Consider the following 18,399-nt stretch of genomic DNA (forward strand, 5'->3'; position numbering starts at 1 on the left):
CTAGCTAAAAGTTAATACTATTTTACTGTGGTACAAATTGATATCAATTCCATATAAAAAAAGATATCTATAAATTGAATAGTCAATCAATTTGGTGTACGGTTTGTAAAAGTAGCAAAATAGAGGCCATAAAAAAAACGGATTAAGAACCTTAATCCGTTTACTTTAAAAGTAGTAACCTTGTAGCGAGAGGGAGATTTGAACTCCCGACCTTTGGGTTATGAATCCAACGCTCTAACCGACTGAGCTACCTCGCCAAAATCATTTGGTACATGTACCGTAACGCGGGTGCAAATATAGAAATAATCGCAAACCTTACAAACATAAAATAAGAAATTATTTTTATTTATAAATTCCCTTTTTTTTTGAATTAATATTCAATATATTGCTCAAAAATTAAGTTTATGGATACAAAAGTACGATATGAAATAGAGTTTGCGGTTAATTCTTCTCCGCAATTGCTATATCAATATATTTCTACTCCTTCCGGTTTGTCAGAATGGTTTGCTGATAATGTGAATTCCAGAGGTGAATTATTTACTTTTATTTGGGATGGTTCTAAAGAAAGAGCCCGATTAGCTTCCAAAAAATCAAATGAAAGAGTAAAATTCAGGTGGATTGATGACCAAGATAAAGACACCGACTATTTTTTTGAATTGAGAATTTCAGAAGATGAAATCACCAAAGACGTTTCTTTAGTAGTAGTAGATTTTGCTTTTGAAGATGAGTTAACAGAATCTAAACAGCTTTGGGAGAATCAAGTTTCTGATTTAAAACACGTAATCGGATCCGTTTAATTTGTGGAATAAACAGTATATTTGCCCTTTAATTTAGGGCTTTTTTTATGATTAATCTAAACGGAAAATTAGTTGAAGCGGATTCGATATTAATGCATAATCGGGCATTTTTATATGGCGATGCAGTTTTTGAAACCCTTAAACTTGTCAACGGCAAAGTTCTTTTTATGGAAGACCATTATTTCCGTTTGATGGCTTCTATGCGAATCATTCGGATGCAGATTCCAATGAATTTTACTTTAGAATATTTGGAAGAGCAAATTATACAGTTGGCTGAACGTAATTTCTTTTCAGCTTCTTGTCGGATTCGACTAACGGTTTACCGCAATGATGGGGGTTATTATTTGCCTTTATCCCGAAGTGTTTCATTTTTAATTTCGGTTAAACCCTTGGATAACAAAGTTTATGCTTTTGCAAATGAACCTTATGAAGTCGAGTTATTCAAAGATTTTTATGTTACTAAGCAGTTGCTTTCCACCATCAAATCGACTAATCGACTAATCAATACAGTTGGTAGTATTTTTGTTGAAGAAAATGGCTATCAAAACTGCCTTTTACTTAATGAAGAAAAAAATGTAGTGGAAGCTTTAAATGGAAATTTATTTATGTTTATCGGGAATCGATTAACCACTCCGCCACTATCAGAAGGATGTTTAAATGGCGTTATGCGTAAACAAATCCTTACTATTGCAAAAAAAATAGCAGAAATCGAAGTGATTGAGGAGCCTATTTCTCCTTTTGATCTTCAAAAAGCGGATGAATTATTTATTACCAATGTGATTTCAGGAATTCAACCAATCACCCAATATCGTAAAAAGGAATTTGAGTCGGTCTTAGCAAAAGTATTGCTTGAAAAACTTAATGAAGCAGTGAATTTATTTTAATTCAGCATTGGATTTTCAGGAGCATTAGACCAAATAATGTATTCGCCGCCTAATTCCATGATCTGTTCTTTCCAAAAATCAGAAGACGATTTTTTCAGTATATTATTTTTGTAACTATTTTCAATTAAAATCCATGAATTAGCACTCATCTCTGTTTCTAATTGATTGGCATCCCAACCAGTGTAGCCTAAAAAGAAACGGATGTTGTCTTTGTTGATGCTACCATTATTAATTAAGTCACGTGTTTTTTCGAAATCTCCGCCCCAAAAAACACCATTGGAAATTTCTACGCTATTCGGAATCAATTCTGGGATATTGTGGATAAAATAAAGATTATCCTGTTCTACCGGACCACCATTATAGATGGTAAAAGTAGCATCGACCTCCGGAACCAAATCATTTACGGAGTAATCAAGGGGTTTATTGAGAATGAAGCCTACAGAACCTTCGGCGTTGTGATCGGCTAATAAAATAACAGAGCGATTAAAAGATAAATCGCCTAATATGGAAGGCTCTGCAATGAGCAAATGACCTTTTTTGATTATTTCTGATATCATTTACCTACAATTTTTAGTTAAATTTAGTAAAATTATTTTCAATAATCCAATTACTTTATTAAAAATCTAAAAAAAAAGTCTTCCGAAGTGGAAGACTTTTCTTTATATCGACTTAATTAGACTAGTTTACAGTACCTTCTAATTCAGCACCTGCTTTGAATTTAACTACATTCTTAGCAGCAATTTTAATTGTTTTTCCAGTTTGAGGATTTCTTCCATCTCTAGCAGCTCTTTTAGAAACTGACCAAGATCCGAAACCTACTAAAGAAACTCTTCCACCTTTTTTCAAAGTTTTACCTACGTTTCCTAAAAATGATTCTAAAGCTAATTTAGCAGCTGCTTTAGTAATTCCTGCATCTGCAGCGATAGCATCGATTAATTCTGATTTGTTCATAATAATAGTTATTAATTGTTGGTTAAACATAAAGTTAATTGTAACAAATTTAATAGGATTTCCTTACCGCACAAGTGTTTTCGTGAGTTTTCGTTACATTTGTTAATAACTTAAGTATTTTTGTTGATAACAACGAGCAGTTCGTCGGATATTTACTTAATTTGAGTGTTTTCAACCCTTACAGGGCGATGCAGGTAGCTGAAAATTGCATACCATTGAGTAATTCTGAAGCGGTCATTTTTTTCTTTCCCGGAAATTGAATACTACAAATTTCAATAAATCCATCTATCACTGCTAATTTCATTTCTTTTTTGGTAATATGCATAGAGCCGATAGGGAAGTGGTGAGATTCAGTGTGTAGTTTTGTTTCGTGAATTTTGACATTCCATTCCTGATTATCTTGTTTTATGATGCACCAAGCGCAAGGGTATGGGCTTAGCCCTCTAATTAGGTTGTAAATTTCCTTTCCCGGTTTAGTCCAATCAATTTTGCAATTTTCCCGGTTAAGTTTATACGCTGTTTTGATTTTTGGATTATCTTTTTGGATAGTTGTTGAAACGACTCTTTTTTCTATAAGTGCTAATGTTTCAATTACAGTTATACTGCCTAATACCATTAATCGGTCATGAAGTTGACCGGCATTTTCATTTTCATCAATAGGTGTTTCTTTGGCCAATATAATTGCCCCGGTATCAATTTTATCATCAATAAAAAAAGTGGTCACTCCGGTTTTTGTTTCTCCATTAATAATAGCCCAATTTATAGGTGCTGCACCGCGATAGTTTGGTAATAAAGAAGCGTGTAAATTAAAAGTACCAAATTCTGGCATTCGCCAAACTACTTCCGGTAGCATTCTAAAAGCAACCACAACCTGGCAATTGGCCTTGAGACTCTTTAATTCTGCTAAAAAGGTTTCGTCTTTAAGGTTGGTGGGCTGTAATAGGTTTAAGCCTTTTTCCATGGCATATACTTTAACCGCAGAATAGTTCATTTTTTGACCCCTTCCTGCCGGTTTATCTGCCGCAGTAATTACACCGATTACATTATAATTATTCTTTAAAATGGTATCCAAAATGCCAACAGCAAAATCAGGTGTTCCCAAGAAAACAATGCGTAATTTTTCCATTTTATACTATACTATATTTATTATTGGCTAATATTTTTATTTTTTTATCGTCTAAAAGTTCTTGTAAAGCAAAGATAAGCAGCTCTTCATTACAATGTAATGTTTTTAAAAGTTCTCTTGACGTTTGTGCTTTTTCAGAAAGTAATTCAATTATTAAAATTACGAGTGGTTTAGTGTCTGAAGATTTGTTTTTTTTAGCAATACAATAGGAACAAATTCCACACTCAGTCGTTTTTTTTTCTCCAAAATATGCTAAAATTAAACGACTCTTGCAGGTTTCTGTATTTGTGACATAATTAACTACCTGTTTGAGTTGTTCTTTCTTCAAGTTATTTTGAGCTTCCAAGTATTTTACTACTCTATTGATGGTTCTTTCGTCTTCTCTGACTTCATTAAAAGTAATTGTGGCATCGTTATTTTTGGCAATAAAGTCTACAATTCCTTTTTCTTTTAGTTTTTCTAAAATTTCTTCAATTTTGCTTTCTTCTTTATTACTTTTTTTTGCCACTAAAGATAGGTTTACGGCAGTCGGGATTTCATAGATGCCCGGATATGTTCGTAAAAACAAAAGAATAATTTCTTCCTCCTGGGGATTTAAACTCATATAACGAATTACTTCTTTGCTTTCAATAATAAATTGTAAAGTAATTTTTTCTGAAAATTCTTGGGTGAAGGTTATAATTCCCTGACGGTCTAAAAATTGTAAAGCGGCGAAAGTTTTGAGCACTGGAAATTGATAAAGTGAACAAAAATGATTTAAATTGAAGGCAAATTGCTCATCAATGCCTTCGCCGTAAGCAATTTGAAAATAATTGCATAATTTGATAAAGGAAAGTTTCAAAAAATCATTGTCCGGTAAATTAGCAATAAATTGAGCTTCAGCAATAGCCAAATCAGAGGGGGCAACAAGTAAAACAGCAAAAGATTTCTCGCCATTACGACCGGCTCTTCCGGCTTCCTGATAATAATTTTCAATATTTTCAGGGAGTTGATAATGAATGACTGTTTTAACATTCGCTTTATCAATTCCCATTCCGAATGCATTAGTGGCCACCATCACTTGCACTTTCTCCTGCATCCACCAATCCATATTTTTCGTTTTATCTCTTCTTGGTAAGCCCCCGTGATAAAAAGCAGCTTTGATTCCCAGTTGTTGTAATTGATTCGAAATTTCATAACATGATTTTCGATTGCGAACATATATAATGGAAGATTCTGGATTTTTTTTTAGGATTTGTTCTATTTTAAATAGTTTATCTTCCGTTTCAACCACTAAATAGGCAATATTTTCCCGAGCAAAAGATTTTTGAAAAATGGCAGGATTTTCAAATTTTAACTGTTCAATAATATCTGTTTTAACTCTTTCTGTTGCAGAAGCTGTTAAAGCCAAAAAAGGAATAGACGGAAAAAAAGTTTTTAAAACACTAATTTTTAAATAGGAGGGGCGAAAATCGTGACCCCATTGCGAAACACAATGAGCTTCGTCAATGGCTATTAAATTTAGGGGAAGGTTTTTGATTTTTTCTAAAACCCAATCTTGTTGTAAGCGTTCGGGAGAGAGGTACAAAAACTTATAATTCCCATATAAGCAATTGTCTAAAAGGGTAATGACTTCGTCTGATGAAATTCCGCCGGTTAATGCCAATGCTTTGATGTCGCGTTTCATCAAATTGTCTACCTGGTCTTTCATTAAAGCAATAAGCGGAGAAATAACCAGACAAATGCCATCCGTCATTAAAGCCGGAATTTGAAAACAGATTGATTTTCCTCCACCGGTAGGCATTAAGCCTAGTGTATCTTTAGAGGATAATATGGATGTTATGATTTCTTTTTGGGGGGAACGAAACTCATCGTAACCCCAATATTTTTTTAAAATACTTTCTGCTTTTTGCATACTTTATTTTGAAATTGCCTCTAAGATAAAAAGAATTCTGTTCTCTAAACGACCTTGAGGAACTTCTATGAGTTCGTAGCCATAATTTTCGTAGGTTTCTTTTAGGTGATTATAGATGAGTTTTGCTTGTTCAAAGTTTTCATACCGTTCTTCGTCGGATTGATAAATTTCTTGCCAAGGTGGCAAAAGGAATACTTTTGTGTATTTATTTTGCCGACAATTTTCATCAAAAAAAGCAGGATAACTGTCGCCAATATAATGCATGTAGGCCAGAATGTCAGGTATGCCCCGGTCTAAAAACAGTATAGAATTCGTATGTTTTTCAGCTTTTTGAAACTGTTTTTTTCTTCCTTCCAGTAGTAATTCACTAAACAGTAATGGCTTTTCCAAAAATAATTGTTCAATGCCTTGTTTTCTGGCTTCCGTAATAATTTCTCTTGATATTTCAGGAAAACACATATATCCTTTCTCGATTAAACCATCGATGATTGTTGTTTTTCCTGTTCCGGGACCACCGGTTATCACAATTATTTCTTTGCTCACAACACTAAATAAAGGGGTAAATTTAGATAAATAGTTAGTTTAAATAAAAACTTTCGTTCACTTTTAAGTTTGATTAAGTCGTTTATCATAGATTTGAACTTTTAAAAGTAAATTTTGTGGTCTAAATTTTCAAATAATAGTCTCTCTTTTATTAGTTCATAAAACTCAAAATTCAATTTCAAATTTCTCTAATCTAAAATCAAAACTGTATATTTGCCTATAATAAATTAGAATATGGATAAGAAGACGGAAGAATTTTATGAACGTTTAAAAGAAGAATTGCGAACTACTTCGGATTGGCCATCAATTTACCTTTACAAATTCATTGTTCCTACCGATACTATTAAAATTTTAGCTATAGAAAATGCTTTTGATAACATGGGTGCGGTTATTAATACGCAACAATCTAAAACAGGTAAATTTACCAGTATCTCTATAAATGTTAGCATGTTAAGTCCTGAACATGTTGTAGAAAAATATATAGATGTTTCTTCTGTTGAAGGAATAATTTCGCTTTAAAAAAAATCAAATGACGCACAACGAAAAAGCACATGAAATAGTGCATGAATTAGAATACAATGCCGAAAGACCACATTTAATGATTCCGGAATACGGACGTCATTTGCAAAAATTAATCAACCAAGCAACTCTAATTGAAGATACCGAAGAACGTAATAAGGCCGCTCGCTATATTATTAAAGTAATGGGAAGTTTGAATCCGCATTTGCGAGATGTACTTGATTTTCAGCATAAACTTTGGGATCAACTTTTTATTATGTCTGATTTTAAACTGGTGGTCGATAGTCCGTATCCCATACCCACAAGAGATGTTATAAATTTAAAACCGGAACGATTAGAGTATCCTCAAAAAAATCCAAAATATCGTTTTTATGGTAACAATATCAAGTATATGATTGATGTTGCTAATAGTTGGGAAGATGGTGAATTAAAAAGTGCCTTAGTAAAAGTGATTGCAAATCATATGAAAAAATCCTATTTAAGTTGGAATAAAGACACGGTTGATGATAAGGCTATTTTCAATCATTTGTATGAACTTTCCGGAGGTAGAATAGATTTACATCAAAGCACGGAAGAATTGTTGAACACTTCTGATTTAATGCGAACCAATAAAAAGGTGTCAAATAAAAATATGCCACCTATTCAGAAAAATTTATTGATTAAGAAAAATAAAAATATCAAACCAAAACCATTTAAAAACAATAATCAAAAGTAATCACGGAATACGGATATGGGAACATTTAAGATAGAAGGCGGACACCGTCTTAAAGGGGAGATTCATCCTCAAGGAGCCAAAAATGAGGCTTTACAAATTTTATGTACAGTATTGCTTACTTCGGAGAAAGTTACCATAAACAATATTCCTGATATTATTGATGTGAACAAGCTGATCACGCTGTTGGGTAATTTAGGTGTGAAAATGAAAAAAAATGGCCCGGGCTCTATCACTTTTCAAGCAGACGACGTCAATGTTAGCTATCTTGAAACCGAAGCTTTTAAAAAAGAAGGTGGTTCGTTACGTGGTTCCATTATGATTGTTGGACCTCTTTTAGCTCGATTCGGAAAAGGATATATTCCAAAACCGGGAGGCGATAAAATTGGTCGTAGAAGATTAGATACCCACTTTGAAGGATTTATCAATTTAGGAGCCAAATTCAGATACAACCGCGAAGACCATTTTTATGGTGTTGAAAATAAAGGTAGATTGAAAGGAGCTTACATGCTTTTGGATGAAGCCTCTGTTACAGGTACTGCCAATATTGTAATGGCAGCCGTTTTAGCAGAAGGAACAACGACCATTTATAATGCGGCTTGTGAACCTTATTTGCAACAGTTGTGTCGCATGTTAAACTCCATGGGTGCAAAAATCACTGGTGTTGGCTCTAACTTATTAACTATTGAAGGGGTTGAAAAATTAGGTGGTTGTACCCATCGGATTTTACCGGATATGATTGAAATTGGTAGCTGGATTGGTTTAGCTGCTATGACTCGAAGTGAAATTACAATTAAGGATGTAAGTTGGGAAAATTTAGGTATGATTCCAAGTGTTTTCAGAAAATTAGGAATCACCATAGAAAGACGAGGTGACGATATTTTTATACCGGAACATAAAGACGGTTACGAAATAAAAAAAGATATTGACGGTTCAATTCTAAATGTATCCGATGCCCCTTGGCCGGGATTTACTCCTGATTTATTAAGTATTATTTTAGTCGTTGCCACGCAAGCGAATGGTGATGTTTTGATTCATCAAAAGATGTTTGAAAGCCGTTTGTTCTTCGTTGATAAATTAATTGATATGGGAGCCAAAATTATTTTATGTGACCCACATCGAGCCGTGGTTATCGGACACAATTTCCAATCACAATTAAAAGCAACTGTCATGTCGTCTCCTGATATTCGTGCCGGTATTTCGTTATTGATTGCAGCACTTTCGGCAAAAGGAACCAGTACTATTCAAAATATAGAGCAAATTGATCGAGGTTACGAACGAATTGACGAACGATTACGAGCGATTGGTGCGAATATTGTTCGAATGTAATTCAAAGAATTTTTTATAATAAAACCCGACTGTTGGTCGGGTTTTGTGTTTGTAACTTCAACTATTGCACGCAGTTATTTTTTGAAAAATTTAATTTAGCTATGTGATTTATTTTTCTCTCGCAAAGTCGCAAAATTTTGACTGCTGTATTCGCGGCTTTGCAACTCTGCGAGAAAAGAATTAGAAAAAGCACTATAGGAAAAATAGTTAATTAATTATATTCAAAAATTTCAATCCAAAAATCACACCATCACCCATGTAAGCACTTCCTTGGTATGATCTTACATAATCCACACGTAACATTCTGAATTTTCCAAAACCTAAATTATCTAAACCAACTGTAAATTCCTGATATGGTTTTACATCCGGTGTGGCTAAATGATGATAGCCTAATATCATGGTTGATTTCAGCTTGTTTAACAATGGAATTTTGTTCATGATAAATCCTTCAAAATTGTGTTCAACATGTGTTTCCATGTAGCTGTCATTAGTGCTAAAACCATAATACGGCATCAAATTAAATACGTTCAAATAACGGTCTGAGGTGCCTACATAGGTTTGGTTTCCGTTAAAATGTTTGTAGTCAACAAATGATATATCGTCTGCATTAAAAAATTGTCCGCCTTTCAAATTGATGGCAAAGCTACCTTTGTTTCCTAACGTTTTTTCATAAAACACGCGTCCGGCAACAAAATCATAGTTATAAATGGCTTCATTTCCCGCAAATCCTTTTTCGTAACCTACAAACAAAGACGGATATTTATCGCTGCTCATATTAAATTTTCCATCGGGTCTACTCATATATTTTTGACCAAAATTAATTCGAGCATTGATGTTGGCTTTCATTAAATTGTGTTTTACAATTCCGCCACTCGAATAATCGTTCGGATCTAAAGGATTATTGGAAGTATAAATTTTATTGTCATTTGGAAAAAAAACTTGATTGGTAGTGTTGAATAAGGGTTTTCGTTCACTGTATTCAAGTGAAACATACATGAATAGTCCATTGGTCACTTCCTGCTGATAACTTGCTTTTGCAAAATTCTTTTCATATAACTTCATGAAATTTTCTTCAAAAAAGAGTGTTGCAACAGTGTTTATTAAGAGACTAATCGGTTCACTGGTATTAAATTGTTCGGCTTTGCTACCACCGGTAATTGACAGGTTACTATTGGTTTTCGTGCTTAACCGAGTGTTGAAAAAGCCGGTAGTTCTGAATTTTTCTTCCGAAAAACCATAATTAAAATCAGCTCCATAGGTTAAATATTTTCTGGTTTCTTCATTTCGTTTAATATATGAGATTCCTGTAGAAACATGCCAACCCTGAACGGTATTAAAGTGAATTAACTTAATGATACCTTCATAATTAAAATTCCAGTTTTCAAATGAATTTCTATAGCTGTAACCAGTTAAGATTTTTAAAATTTTAAATTTGTTATTTTTTGCATCAATGGAATCTAAATAGGGTTTTGATTTCCGCAAGGTTTGAATACTGTCTTTTCGTAAGTAGTCATTATTTTCTTCATCTGTCAGCGGAACAGGCCTCATCATATTCCAATAAGTGGAATCCTTTTTATTAGCATTGTCTTCAAAACTCAAGATTTCTTTGGTGAACGTTTTCTTTTCAAATTGGTCTTTGAAGTCGTAATTACTGTAAACGTATGTAAATTTCCCATTGAATTTAATGCCAAAAGCACCCGCTTCAAATTCTAGGCTTTGGGAATTTTTTGCCCAAAGTTGATTGGTTTTATTGTAACTGAAGTTTTGTTTTAAATTCATGACATCTAAAAACTCTTCTTTCATTCGATACCCTTTGATATCCACATCAACACCATAAATTGCCCAACTATCTTCTACAATATATATAAAACCTTCAAAAACAGGGTCTACATCTCTTTTGGGAGTCACTTTAATTTTATTAATTAAATTATTATTATCATCATAAAAAGTTCCTTCCAAAGTGTATTTATAATAACTAAAAGCATTGTCGGCGATTGGCGAAATCAAATTAGTGCCTAGTTCAATGGTATTATCATAAAAATCATAAGATGTTGCTTGAGCCGTGTTGTAACTGAAACCATTGTTTTGACCGCTAATTTTAGACGCGATGATTCGTTCTTTTAATTGATCCGGCTTTTCAAAAGTAATTTTAGAAACTGTTTCCGATAAATATAAAATTCCACTTCCGGTTGAATCTAAAGCTCCATCAAAATCGCCAATTTCCTGACCTAAGATTTTCTTGGGAGCATTTTTCAATCTAAATATGCCTCGAGAATAGAAATCTGCCGTAAATCGGGCTGTTTTATCGGAGTTCTTTTTTCTGTTAGCAATTGCAGTTCGGATGATTGCATTTGCCGGATTGTCTTTTGAACTCAGGACGACTTCATTTAATTTATAATTTTCCTCTTTTAAAGTAACATTAAAAGTATAAGGCAATTTTTCAATAGCTAAAGTGTGTTTTTGAGTTTTATACCCTAAATATTGGAAAATAATTGTCACTTGTTCTTTGTTTTGAACGTTGAGTTCATATTGTCCTTTTTCATTTGAGGTAGTTCCAACATAGGTGTTCTCGACATAAATGTTTACAAAAGGTAGTGGTTTGTTGGCTTCATCGGTTATCGTTCCTTTTATCTGCGAAAAAGTAACAGAAGTAACAAATAAAAAAAGTAATGTAAAGATGTTTTTCATAAAAGGAGGTTTTATAAAGAGACAATTTTATCAATGAAAAGGTTGTATGGATTTTATCTTAAAAACGATTGGAGAGCTAAAACGTAACTCTGCAAGCCAAAACCAATGATAATCCCCTTAGCATTTGGAGAAATAAATGATTGGTGTCGGAATGCTTCTCTTGCAAAGGTGTTCGATATATGCACTTCAATAACGGGTGTGGCAATAGCTTTTACCGCATCGCCAATACCTATTGAAGTGTGCGTGTAAGCCGCGGCATTTAAAATGATTCCGTCGTATGAAAATCCGACCTCCTGAATTTTATCAATCAATTCTCCTTCAATATTACTTTGAAAATAGGATAGCTCCATTTGTGGAAAATCATTTTTTAATTGATTAAAAAAAGAATCAAATGTTTCTGAACCATATACTTCAGGCTCTCTTTTTCCGAGTAAATTCAAATTGGGACCATTGATGATGATAATTTTCATACTATAACAATTTAGGTAAAAATATCAAAAATTGATAGCTAAAAACTAAAGATTAAAAAGATTAGTTTAAAATTAACATTTTACTACAACTTAATCTACTATTTTTAAAATTCTAATTAACAATCATTGTATGAACAAAAGAATACTGTTTTTATTGTTGTTTTCATTTGCACTAACCTATGGCCAAAGTGATTACCTCAATTATGAAAGTCTTTCTAAAAAACTGAAGGAATTTGAATCAAAAAGTAAATTCTGTAAGGTTAAATCCATTGGAAAAAGTAGTGGCGGCAAGGATTTGTGGCTGGTGACACTTTCGGAATCTACAAAACCAAAACCAGCGTTACTAATTACTGCCGGAATTGATGGCAAACATCAGGTGGGAACACAAATGGCCGTTCAGTTAATTGACCAACTGCTTAAAAGTGAAAATCTATCAAAATTACTTTCTGAGAAAACACTTTATTTTGTTCCTTCCGTAAATCCGGATGCAATGGATGCTTTTTTTGGAAAATTAAAAATGGAAAAAAGCGGCAATGCCACAAAAACTGATGACGACCGCGATGGCCAAATTGGGGAAGATCCGTTTGAAGACATGAATAATGACGGATTAATTACGCAAATTCGTATTGAGGATGTTTCCGGAACGTATATTGAAAGTCCGGATGATCCTCGATTGTTGGTTAAAGCAGATCCAACTAAAAATCAAATAGGAAAGTATCTTGTTTTATCCGAAGGATTTGACAACGATAAGGATGGAAATTTCAATGAAGATTTCTCCGAAGGCGTGAATATCGATAAAAATTTCACGTTTGATCACCCTGTTTTTGAAAAAGGCTCTGGTGTTTATGTCGCTTCAGAACCTGAAACCCGTGCACTTTTAGATTTTTTATATCTGAATCAGAATATTTATGCTGTTTTTACTTTTGGAATGCATAACAACCTTTCGGAAGCTCCTAAGTATGATTCGAAAATGGCGAGTAGCAGAATCATTAAAAGTTGGTTAGAAAAAGATGTAAAAACTGGCGAGTTGGTTTCCTCTTTATACACTGAAAAAGCCAAAATAAAGGATGCTCCAAAGTCACCAATGACCAAAGGAAATTTTGCTCAGACAGCTTATTATCATGCCGGAAGACTCAGTTTTTCAACGCCGGGTTGGTGGATTCCGAAAGAGGAGGTAAAAAAAGATTCCTCCCAAGTAAAGTTCGAAAAACCCAAAAAGGACTCTGTTGAACCAAATCAGGAATTAGCCTATTTAAATTGGGCAACCAAAGAAAATCTGACCAATGTGTTTGTAAATTGGACTCCTGTGAAACATCCCGACTTTCCTAATCAAAAAGCTGAAGTGGGCGGTTTTGTGCCTTATGCTTTAAACAATCCACCAGCTAAATATTTAGAGGAAAGCACTACGAAACATAAACTTTTTTTGGAAGAATTTTTAGCAGCCATGCCTAAAATTGAAACTACTACACCGGTTGTGGAAAAAGTTCAAAACGATTTATATCGTGTGACAGTAAAGGTGGTCAACAAAGGCTTATTGCCAACGTACACGGAAATTGGCGATAAAATTCGTTTTGTATCGCGTATGAAAACGGAAGTGGTTCTAACTAAAAATCAGTCCATTGTATCCGGAAGAAAATACTTTTTAAGAAACGCCATGCAAGCCGGAGAATCTGAAGAATATTCATGGCTAATTTCCGGTTCGGGAAAAGTGACTATTCAAACAGGGTGTGCTACAACCGGAGTAAAAGAACTAATCGTTGAATTGAAATAAGTAAAAAGATGAAAAAATACATACTCTATAGTTTATTAAGTTTTTCTTTTTGGAGTGTTTCAGCTCAGAAAAACGATAGTGCTTCACAAGATTTAAATGGGATGCGAGCGATAGGTTCGCCTGCCAATCCGAAGGTTCCCATGTCGTGGGACCGTTACCACGATTATGCTCAAATTACCCAATTCTGTAAAGATTTAGTAAAGTCCTATCCTAACTTAGTTAAAATGGAATCCATCGGGAAGTCCTATGAAAATAGAGATATTTGGGTATTAACGATTTCTGATTTTAAAACAGGGAAAATTGAACACAAACCCGGTTTTTACATCGACGGCGGTATTCATGCCAACGAACTTCAAGGTGTTGAGGTTTCGATGTACACCGCTTGGTATTTGGCAGAAAGTTTTCAAACAGTTAAGTTTATCAACACTTTGTTGAAAGAAAAAGTGTTTTATATAGCAGTGACTATCAGTCCTGATTCCAGAGAAAATTTTATTCACACGCCAAATAATGCCAACACCTCACGTTCCGGTATGCGTGCTTTTGACAATGATGGTGATGATTTGGTTAATGAAGATAAATTAGACGATTTAGACGGAGATGGAAATATCGTCATGATGCGTAGAAAATCGAAAACCGGTCGTTGGAAAGTCGATCCTAAATATCCCAGTCGCATGTATCAAGTTCGCGGCGATGAAAAAGGAGACTATGAAATGTTAGGTTATGAAGGAATTGACAACGACAAAGACGGATTAGTAAATGAAGATAACACCGGAACCTATGACCCTAACCGTGACTGGGCTTGGAATTGGCAACCCAATTATGTTCAAAACGGAGCGTTATTTTATCCGGGAACATTACCTGAAACAAGAGCGGTCAAAGATTTTGTAGTGAATCATCCTAACATTGCCGGAGCTCAAAGTTACCACAATTACGGGGGGATGTTTTTACGAGGTCCCGGTGCTGCCGAAGATGACCCACTGTTTAGCAGACAAGATATTGAAGTATATGACAACATTGGAAAATTAGGTGAGAAGTTGATTCCGGGTTATAACTATTTTATTTTACACAAAGATTTATATACTGTTTATGGAGGAGAAATTGATTTTCTATGTTTGACTCGTGGAATATTTACCTTTAGTAACGAATTAATGACTTCTTATAAATTATTCAATCAAAAAAGTTCATGGAGTAGATGGGATAACGATGAATTCAATGAATTTGATAAATATCTGCTATTTGGAGATGGTTATGTTGAATGGAAAACGTTTGTTCATCCGCAATTTGGCGAGATTGAAGTAGGAGGTTCAAAAAAGAATTACATTCGAAACCATCCGGGATTTATGTTGCAAGAAGATGCCCATCGGAATATGGCATTTACTTTATACCACGCGTATCAAACCCCAAAATTGGAAATAGTAGACATCAAAACCGAAAAGTTATCAGGCGATTTAGTAGCCGTTACTGCAACAATTATGAATACGCGTATTATTCCAACGCATTCAACACATGATGTGAAAAACAAAATCGAGCAACCCAATTATATTACTTTAAAAGGAAGTACTGTGGTTGTAGGAATGACTGTTGAAAACGAAGATCTAAATTTATTTACAGAACAAAAATACCGACCTGAACAAATTGAAGTGCCCAACATCAGCGGTATGGGCAGTGTAAAAGTTCGCTGGATTGTAAAAGGAAATCCATCCAATGCAACGGTTGAAGTTTCAAGTGCTAAAGGCGGATTAGTATCAGAAAAAGTTTCTGAAAAACTTGCTAAATAGTATTTGTAAACAGTAGAAAAATCCGATTATAAATGAAAAAATTGATGCCGATTATTGTATTTGGATTGCTTTCATTTAATTCTTTTTAAAAGCAGGAAGGTCAATTTAGAATGGAACGGATGCCTGTTATGCTTTTGTTAAAGATGGATTAGGGCTCACTTTAATGTTAGAGTCTAAATACGTAATCCAAAAAAATTTAAAAATTGGTTTACGCGTTGCTGGAACAGGTATTATTAGAGATGCGGATTTTTTCATTTTTATCACCTTAAAAACCACTGAAAGGTATGTTTATTCGTTTTTGGTGACTTGTAATTATTATTTTGTTAATGGAAAAATTTTGTTCCATTTTTTGGAGGGGGAATAGGGATTTGCAAGTGCATTAAGTTTGATTAATGAAAATGAAGAAAATGAAGATGTCAGGGAAGTGCAGTTTAAAGGTGGACTTGCTGTTGTTCTTCGTGGCGCTTTTGAATGGGGTAAGTTCAGATTGGGATTAGAGTAAAAATTAGTTCCAAAAACACCATTGTATTTAGTAAGCGGAATTGCCACAACCGACATTTATAATTCTTATTTTGCTCTTACTTTCGGTTTTTTCGTTGGAGGAGGAAAATGTTGTAAATAATAGAGTAAGTTTAAATAAAAAGGCTATCTAAAATAGTTTAGATAGCCTTTTTATTTTACATCACCAATTAAAAGCGGTATCCCACTGAAAGTTGAATGACTCTGTTGGTTACTTCGGCTTCTTTATCAGCCTCGGTTAAACCAAGAACATATCTTGCTTGAACAAGGATATGGTCAGTAAGATTTAATCCTAAACCACCAACTGCGGCAAAGTCAAAACTTTCTGTCTCAAATTGATCCGGAACATCTTCGTTAATTAAAAACGCAAATTGTGGCCCAGCTTCTATGCTTAATTTCTCTGAAATCAAGTAAAATTTTGCCAAAACGGGTACTGTGATGTAGTTATAATTAATATCTTCAAGACCAGCAACATCAACTTTTGCCCCCTGAGACGAGTACAATAACTCGGGTTGTATAGAAAAGTTTTCCAATAACTTAACTTCTAACAAACCTCCAAAATGAAAACTGGTATAGGTGTCTAATGCTTCAATGTTATCTCCTTCGAGACTAGAGAAGTTAACCCCCGCTTTTACACCAAACTTCAATACTTGTGCGTTGCTACTAAAAATTCCAATTGCAAAAAATGCAATAACTAAACTGATTTTTTTCATTTTTATAAATTTTTAAAATTTATCAAATGTATAAAATTTTTTTTATGGAGCAATATTTTTTTTTATTGTTAATGAATCACCTTGTTTGTTGACTAAAATGTTGATAAGTCTAAAAGCATCAAATTTTACTGACATTATGAAAAATATAGCTTTGATACTATTAATATAAAAACGAAGCTATTCATTAAAGATGTGTAAAGAACAGGATAATTTAATTTCTCGAGAATAGATTTTAATAAGTTAAATCAAACGCTTTTAATCGACAATGTTATTAACATTATACTTACAGGATGTTAACAACTTTGTTAACAACTACAAAATGCCTTCATATACAAGTATTTTTAATATTTTAATTTTGCTTTATAAATTTTAAAACAAGTAAAATATGAAGAAAATTATTTTATCGATTTTAGCAGTTGCTTCCTTTGGAATTGCTAACGCTCAAGATGAAGCTACAACATATGGATTCTCTGAGGGAGATATGTTTGTAGAAGGAAGCTTCAGCTTTAGATCAGGAGATGTAGTAGACAGCTGGTCATTTAATCCAAGTATAGGCTATTTGTTAACTGAAAAGTGGGCTATTGGTGGACGATTGAATTTTTCAGGATCAGACAATAATGCACTCGAGGAAAATAAGTTCGGTGTAACTGCATTTGGTCGTTATTACTTTTTGTCTCTTGGCGAAAAAAAGAATTTTCAAGCTTATGGAGAAGTTGGGTTAGGATATTCAAGTGTTAAATCTAACGGTTTTTATGACGCAAATGGGGATTTTAATCCTTTTGGTAAAGATCAAACCAATGGCGATTTGAATGCTAACATTGATTTGGGAATCAATTACTTTTTTACAGGTAATTGGGCAGCTACATTTAAACTAGCTAATATTTTGAGTTACAATAGTACTAATCCTGAAAATGGTGATAACTCAAGTGATTTAAATGTAAATGTAAATTTGTTTAATAACATTTTTGCTCAACCACAGTTTGGATTATTATATAGATGGTAGTCCGTTTTTGTTTAATATCAAAAACCACGCAATCTGTGTGGTTTTTGTTTTAAATACAGAATTTTATTCCTAAATTTGTGTAAATAAAAATAATATAAAGTATGAAAAAAATAATCTTATCAGTTGTAGCCTTGTTAATTTTCGGGTTTACTCAAGCACAACGCGAGGGAGGTTTTCGTGTTGGATTAGATATGGGAATTATTCCTGCTAGTGGGGGATTAGGTATTTCATTTGATATTGAACCAAAATACAATATTAAAGAAAACATGAGCGTTGGTTTACGTATAGGTGGTGCTGCCATTGTACGTGATTTGGAAGAGATTGGTAATACAACATTAGTAACAGCCACAGGAATAGGTTCCTATTTTGGAACTTTTGATTACTATTTTCCATCGGGTAAATCTTTTGTACCCTTTGTTGGTGGTGGTATTGGTTACGCAACTGCTTTGAGCGTTCGTGCTGATGAGGATGTAGAGGTGGATAATTTGGATTCGGATAGTGGCTTTGGAGGAGTTATTAGAGGTGGATTTGAATGGGGAAAATTCAGAATGAATTTAGAGTACAACTTTGTACCTAAAACACCGCTTTATTTAAATGGACCATTAACCACTGAAGATATTTCTAATTCTTATTTTGCTGTAAACCTAGGTTTTTATATAGGTGGAGGAAAATGGAAGAAAAATTAATTTTAAATAATTTACA

17 protein-coding genes and 1 tRNA gene are annotated in these 18,399 nt (G+C 33.7%); 9 read left to right on the top strand and 9 right to left on the bottom strand.

Going from position 1 to position 18,399, the window contains the following annotated elements:
* Positions 1-183: 183 nt before the first annotated feature.
* Positions 184-257, bottom strand: a tRNA-Met gene (locus tag ACIQ2Z_RS02135).
* A 147-nt stretch (positions 258-404) separates the two neighbouring features.
* Between ACIQ2Z_RS02135 and ACIQ2Z_RS02140 the strand changes: the two genes are divergently transcribed.
* Together ACIQ2Z_RS02140 and ACIQ2Z_RS02145 are read left to right on the top strand one after the other, a co-directional pair.
* Positions 405-797: an START-like domain-containing protein gene (locus ACIQ2Z_RS02140; RefSeq protein ID WP_396182520.1), complete on the top strand. Its 393-nt coding sequence runs from the start codon at positions 405-407 to the stop codon at positions 795-797.
* A gap of 47 nt (positions 798-844) precedes the next feature.
* Positions 845-1,681: an aminotransferase class IV gene (locus ACIQ2Z_RS02145; RefSeq protein WP_396182521.1), complete on the top strand. Its 837-nt coding sequence runs from the start codon at positions 845-847 to the stop codon at positions 1,679-1,681.
* Here ACIQ2Z_RS02145 and ACIQ2Z_RS02150 read toward each other — a convergent pair.
* The 5 genes from ACIQ2Z_RS02150 to ACIQ2Z_RS02170 form a co-directional block, all read right to left on the bottom strand.
* Positions 1,678-2,238 carry a YqgE/AlgH family protein gene (locus tag ACIQ2Z_RS02150; RefSeq protein WP_396182522.1) on the bottom strand — a complete coding sequence of 187 codons (561 nt, stop codon included), beginning with the start codon at positions 2,236-2,238 and terminating at the stop codon, positions 1,678-1,680. The genes ACIQ2Z_RS02145 and ACIQ2Z_RS02150 overlap by 4 nt on opposite strands.
* A gap of 121 nt (positions 2,239-2,359) precedes the next feature.
* A complete protein-coding gene (locus ACIQ2Z_RS02155; protein WP_129464469.1) occupies positions 2,360-2,632 on the bottom strand; it encodes an HU family DNA-binding protein in 273 nt (90 codons plus the stop codon).
* Positions 2,633-2,810: 178 nt separating this feature from the next.
* Positions 2,811-3,758: a methionyl-tRNA formyltransferase gene (gene fmt / locus ACIQ2Z_RS02160; RefSeq protein WP_396182523.1), complete on the bottom strand. Its 948-nt coding sequence runs from the start codon at positions 3,756-3,758 to the stop codon at positions 2,811-2,813.
* A 1-nt stretch (position 3,759) separates the two neighbouring features.
* Positions 3,760-5,652, bottom strand: a complete 1,893-nt coding sequence (locus ACIQ2Z_RS02165; RefSeq protein WP_396182524.1) for an ATP-dependent DNA helicase RecQ — start codon at positions 5,650-5,652, stop codon at positions 3,760-3,762.
* 3 nt (positions 5,653-5,655) lie between these two features.
* Positions 5,656-6,195, bottom strand: coding sequence for an AAA family ATPase (locus ACIQ2Z_RS02170; RefSeq protein WP_396182525.1), 540 nt, complete (start codon positions 6,193-6,195; stop codon positions 5,656-5,658).
* A gap of 234 nt (positions 6,196-6,429) precedes the next feature.
* Between ACIQ2Z_RS02170 and ACIQ2Z_RS02175 the strand changes: the two genes are divergently transcribed.
* The 3 genes from ACIQ2Z_RS02175 to murA are packed head-to-tail and all read left to right on the top strand — an operon-like array spanning position 6,430 to position 8,755.
* The gene (locus ACIQ2Z_RS02175; RefSeq protein WP_396182526.1) at positions 6,430-6,714 is read left to right on the top strand and encodes a DUF493 domain-containing protein; all 285 of its coding nucleotides are present in this window, start codon (positions 6,430-6,432) and stop codon (positions 6,712-6,714) included.
* 10 nt (positions 6,715-6,724) lie between these two features.
* Positions 6,725-7,429, top strand: coding sequence for a DUF4290 domain-containing protein (locus tag ACIQ2Z_RS02180; RefSeq protein WP_396182527.1), 705 nt, complete (start codon positions 6,725-6,727; stop codon positions 7,427-7,429).
* Positions 7,430-7,444: 15 nt separating this feature from the next.
* Complete coding sequence (gene murA / locus ACIQ2Z_RS02185; RefSeq protein WP_396182528.1) at positions 7,445-8,755, top strand: UDP-N-acetylglucosamine 1-carboxyvinyltransferase; 1,311 nt, start codon at positions 7,445-7,447, stop codon at positions 8,753-8,755.
* Positions 8,756-8,962: 207 nt separating this feature from the next.
* Here murA and ACIQ2Z_RS02190 read toward each other — a convergent pair whose 3' ends face one another.
* Together ACIQ2Z_RS02190 and aroQ are read right to left on the bottom strand one after the other, a co-directional pair.
* On the bottom strand, positions 8,963-11,443 hold the full coding sequence (locus tag ACIQ2Z_RS02190) for a DUF5686 and carboxypeptidase regulatory-like domain-containing protein (RefSeq protein ID WP_396182529.1): 2,481 nt from the start codon (positions 11,441-11,443) through the stop codon (positions 8,963-8,965).
* A gap of 53 nt (positions 11,444-11,496) precedes the next feature.
* Positions 11,497-11,913 carry a type II 3-dehydroquinate dehydratase gene (gene aroQ, locus ACIQ2Z_RS02195; protein ID WP_396182530.1) on the bottom strand — a complete coding sequence of 139 codons (417 nt, stop codon included), beginning with the start codon at positions 11,911-11,913 and terminating at the stop codon, positions 11,497-11,499.
* A 130-nt stretch (positions 11,914-12,043) separates the two neighbouring features.
* Between aroQ and ACIQ2Z_RS02200 the strand changes: the two genes are divergently transcribed.
* Together ACIQ2Z_RS02200 and ACIQ2Z_RS02205 are read left to right on the top strand one after the other, a co-directional pair.
* A complete protein-coding gene (locus tag ACIQ2Z_RS02200) occupies positions 12,044-13,684 on the top strand; it encodes a M14 family metallopeptidase (RefSeq protein ID WP_396182531.1) in 1,641 nt (546 codons plus the stop codon).
* Positions 13,685-13,692: 8 nt separating this feature from the next.
* The gene (locus ACIQ2Z_RS02205) at positions 13,693-15,462 is read left to right on the top strand and encodes a M14 family metallopeptidase (RefSeq protein ID WP_396182532.1); all 1,770 of its coding nucleotides are present in this window, start codon (positions 13,693-13,695) and stop codon (positions 15,460-15,462) included.
* Positions 15,463-16,151: 689 nt separating this feature from the next.
* Here the strand turns inward: ACIQ2Z_RS02205 and ACIQ2Z_RS02210 are convergent.
* Entirely contained in the window at positions 16,152-16,694 is a 543-nt protein-coding gene (locus ACIQ2Z_RS02210) for a porin family protein (RefSeq protein ID WP_396182533.1), read from the bottom strand.
* A gap of 385 nt (positions 16,695-17,079) precedes the next feature.
* On the opposite strand from ACIQ2Z_RS02210, the gene ACIQ2Z_RS02215 reads away from it, so the two are divergent.
* Positions 17,080-17,697, top strand: a complete 618-nt coding sequence (locus ACIQ2Z_RS02215) for an outer membrane beta-barrel protein (RefSeq protein WP_396182534.1) — start codon at positions 17,080-17,082, stop codon at positions 17,695-17,697.
* 101 nt (positions 17,698-17,798) lie between these two features.
* Positions 17,799-18,383, top strand: a complete 585-nt coding sequence (locus ACIQ2Z_RS02220) for an outer membrane beta-barrel protein (RefSeq protein WP_396182535.1) — start codon at positions 17,799-17,801, stop codon at positions 18,381-18,383.
* Positions 18,384-18,399: the final 16 nt, after the last annotated feature.

Origin of the sequence: Flavobacterium sp., assembly GCF_044361015.1 — a bacterium.
Classification (GTDB): Bacteria; Bacteroidota; Bacteroidia; order Flavobacteriales; family Flavobacteriaceae; genus Flavobacterium.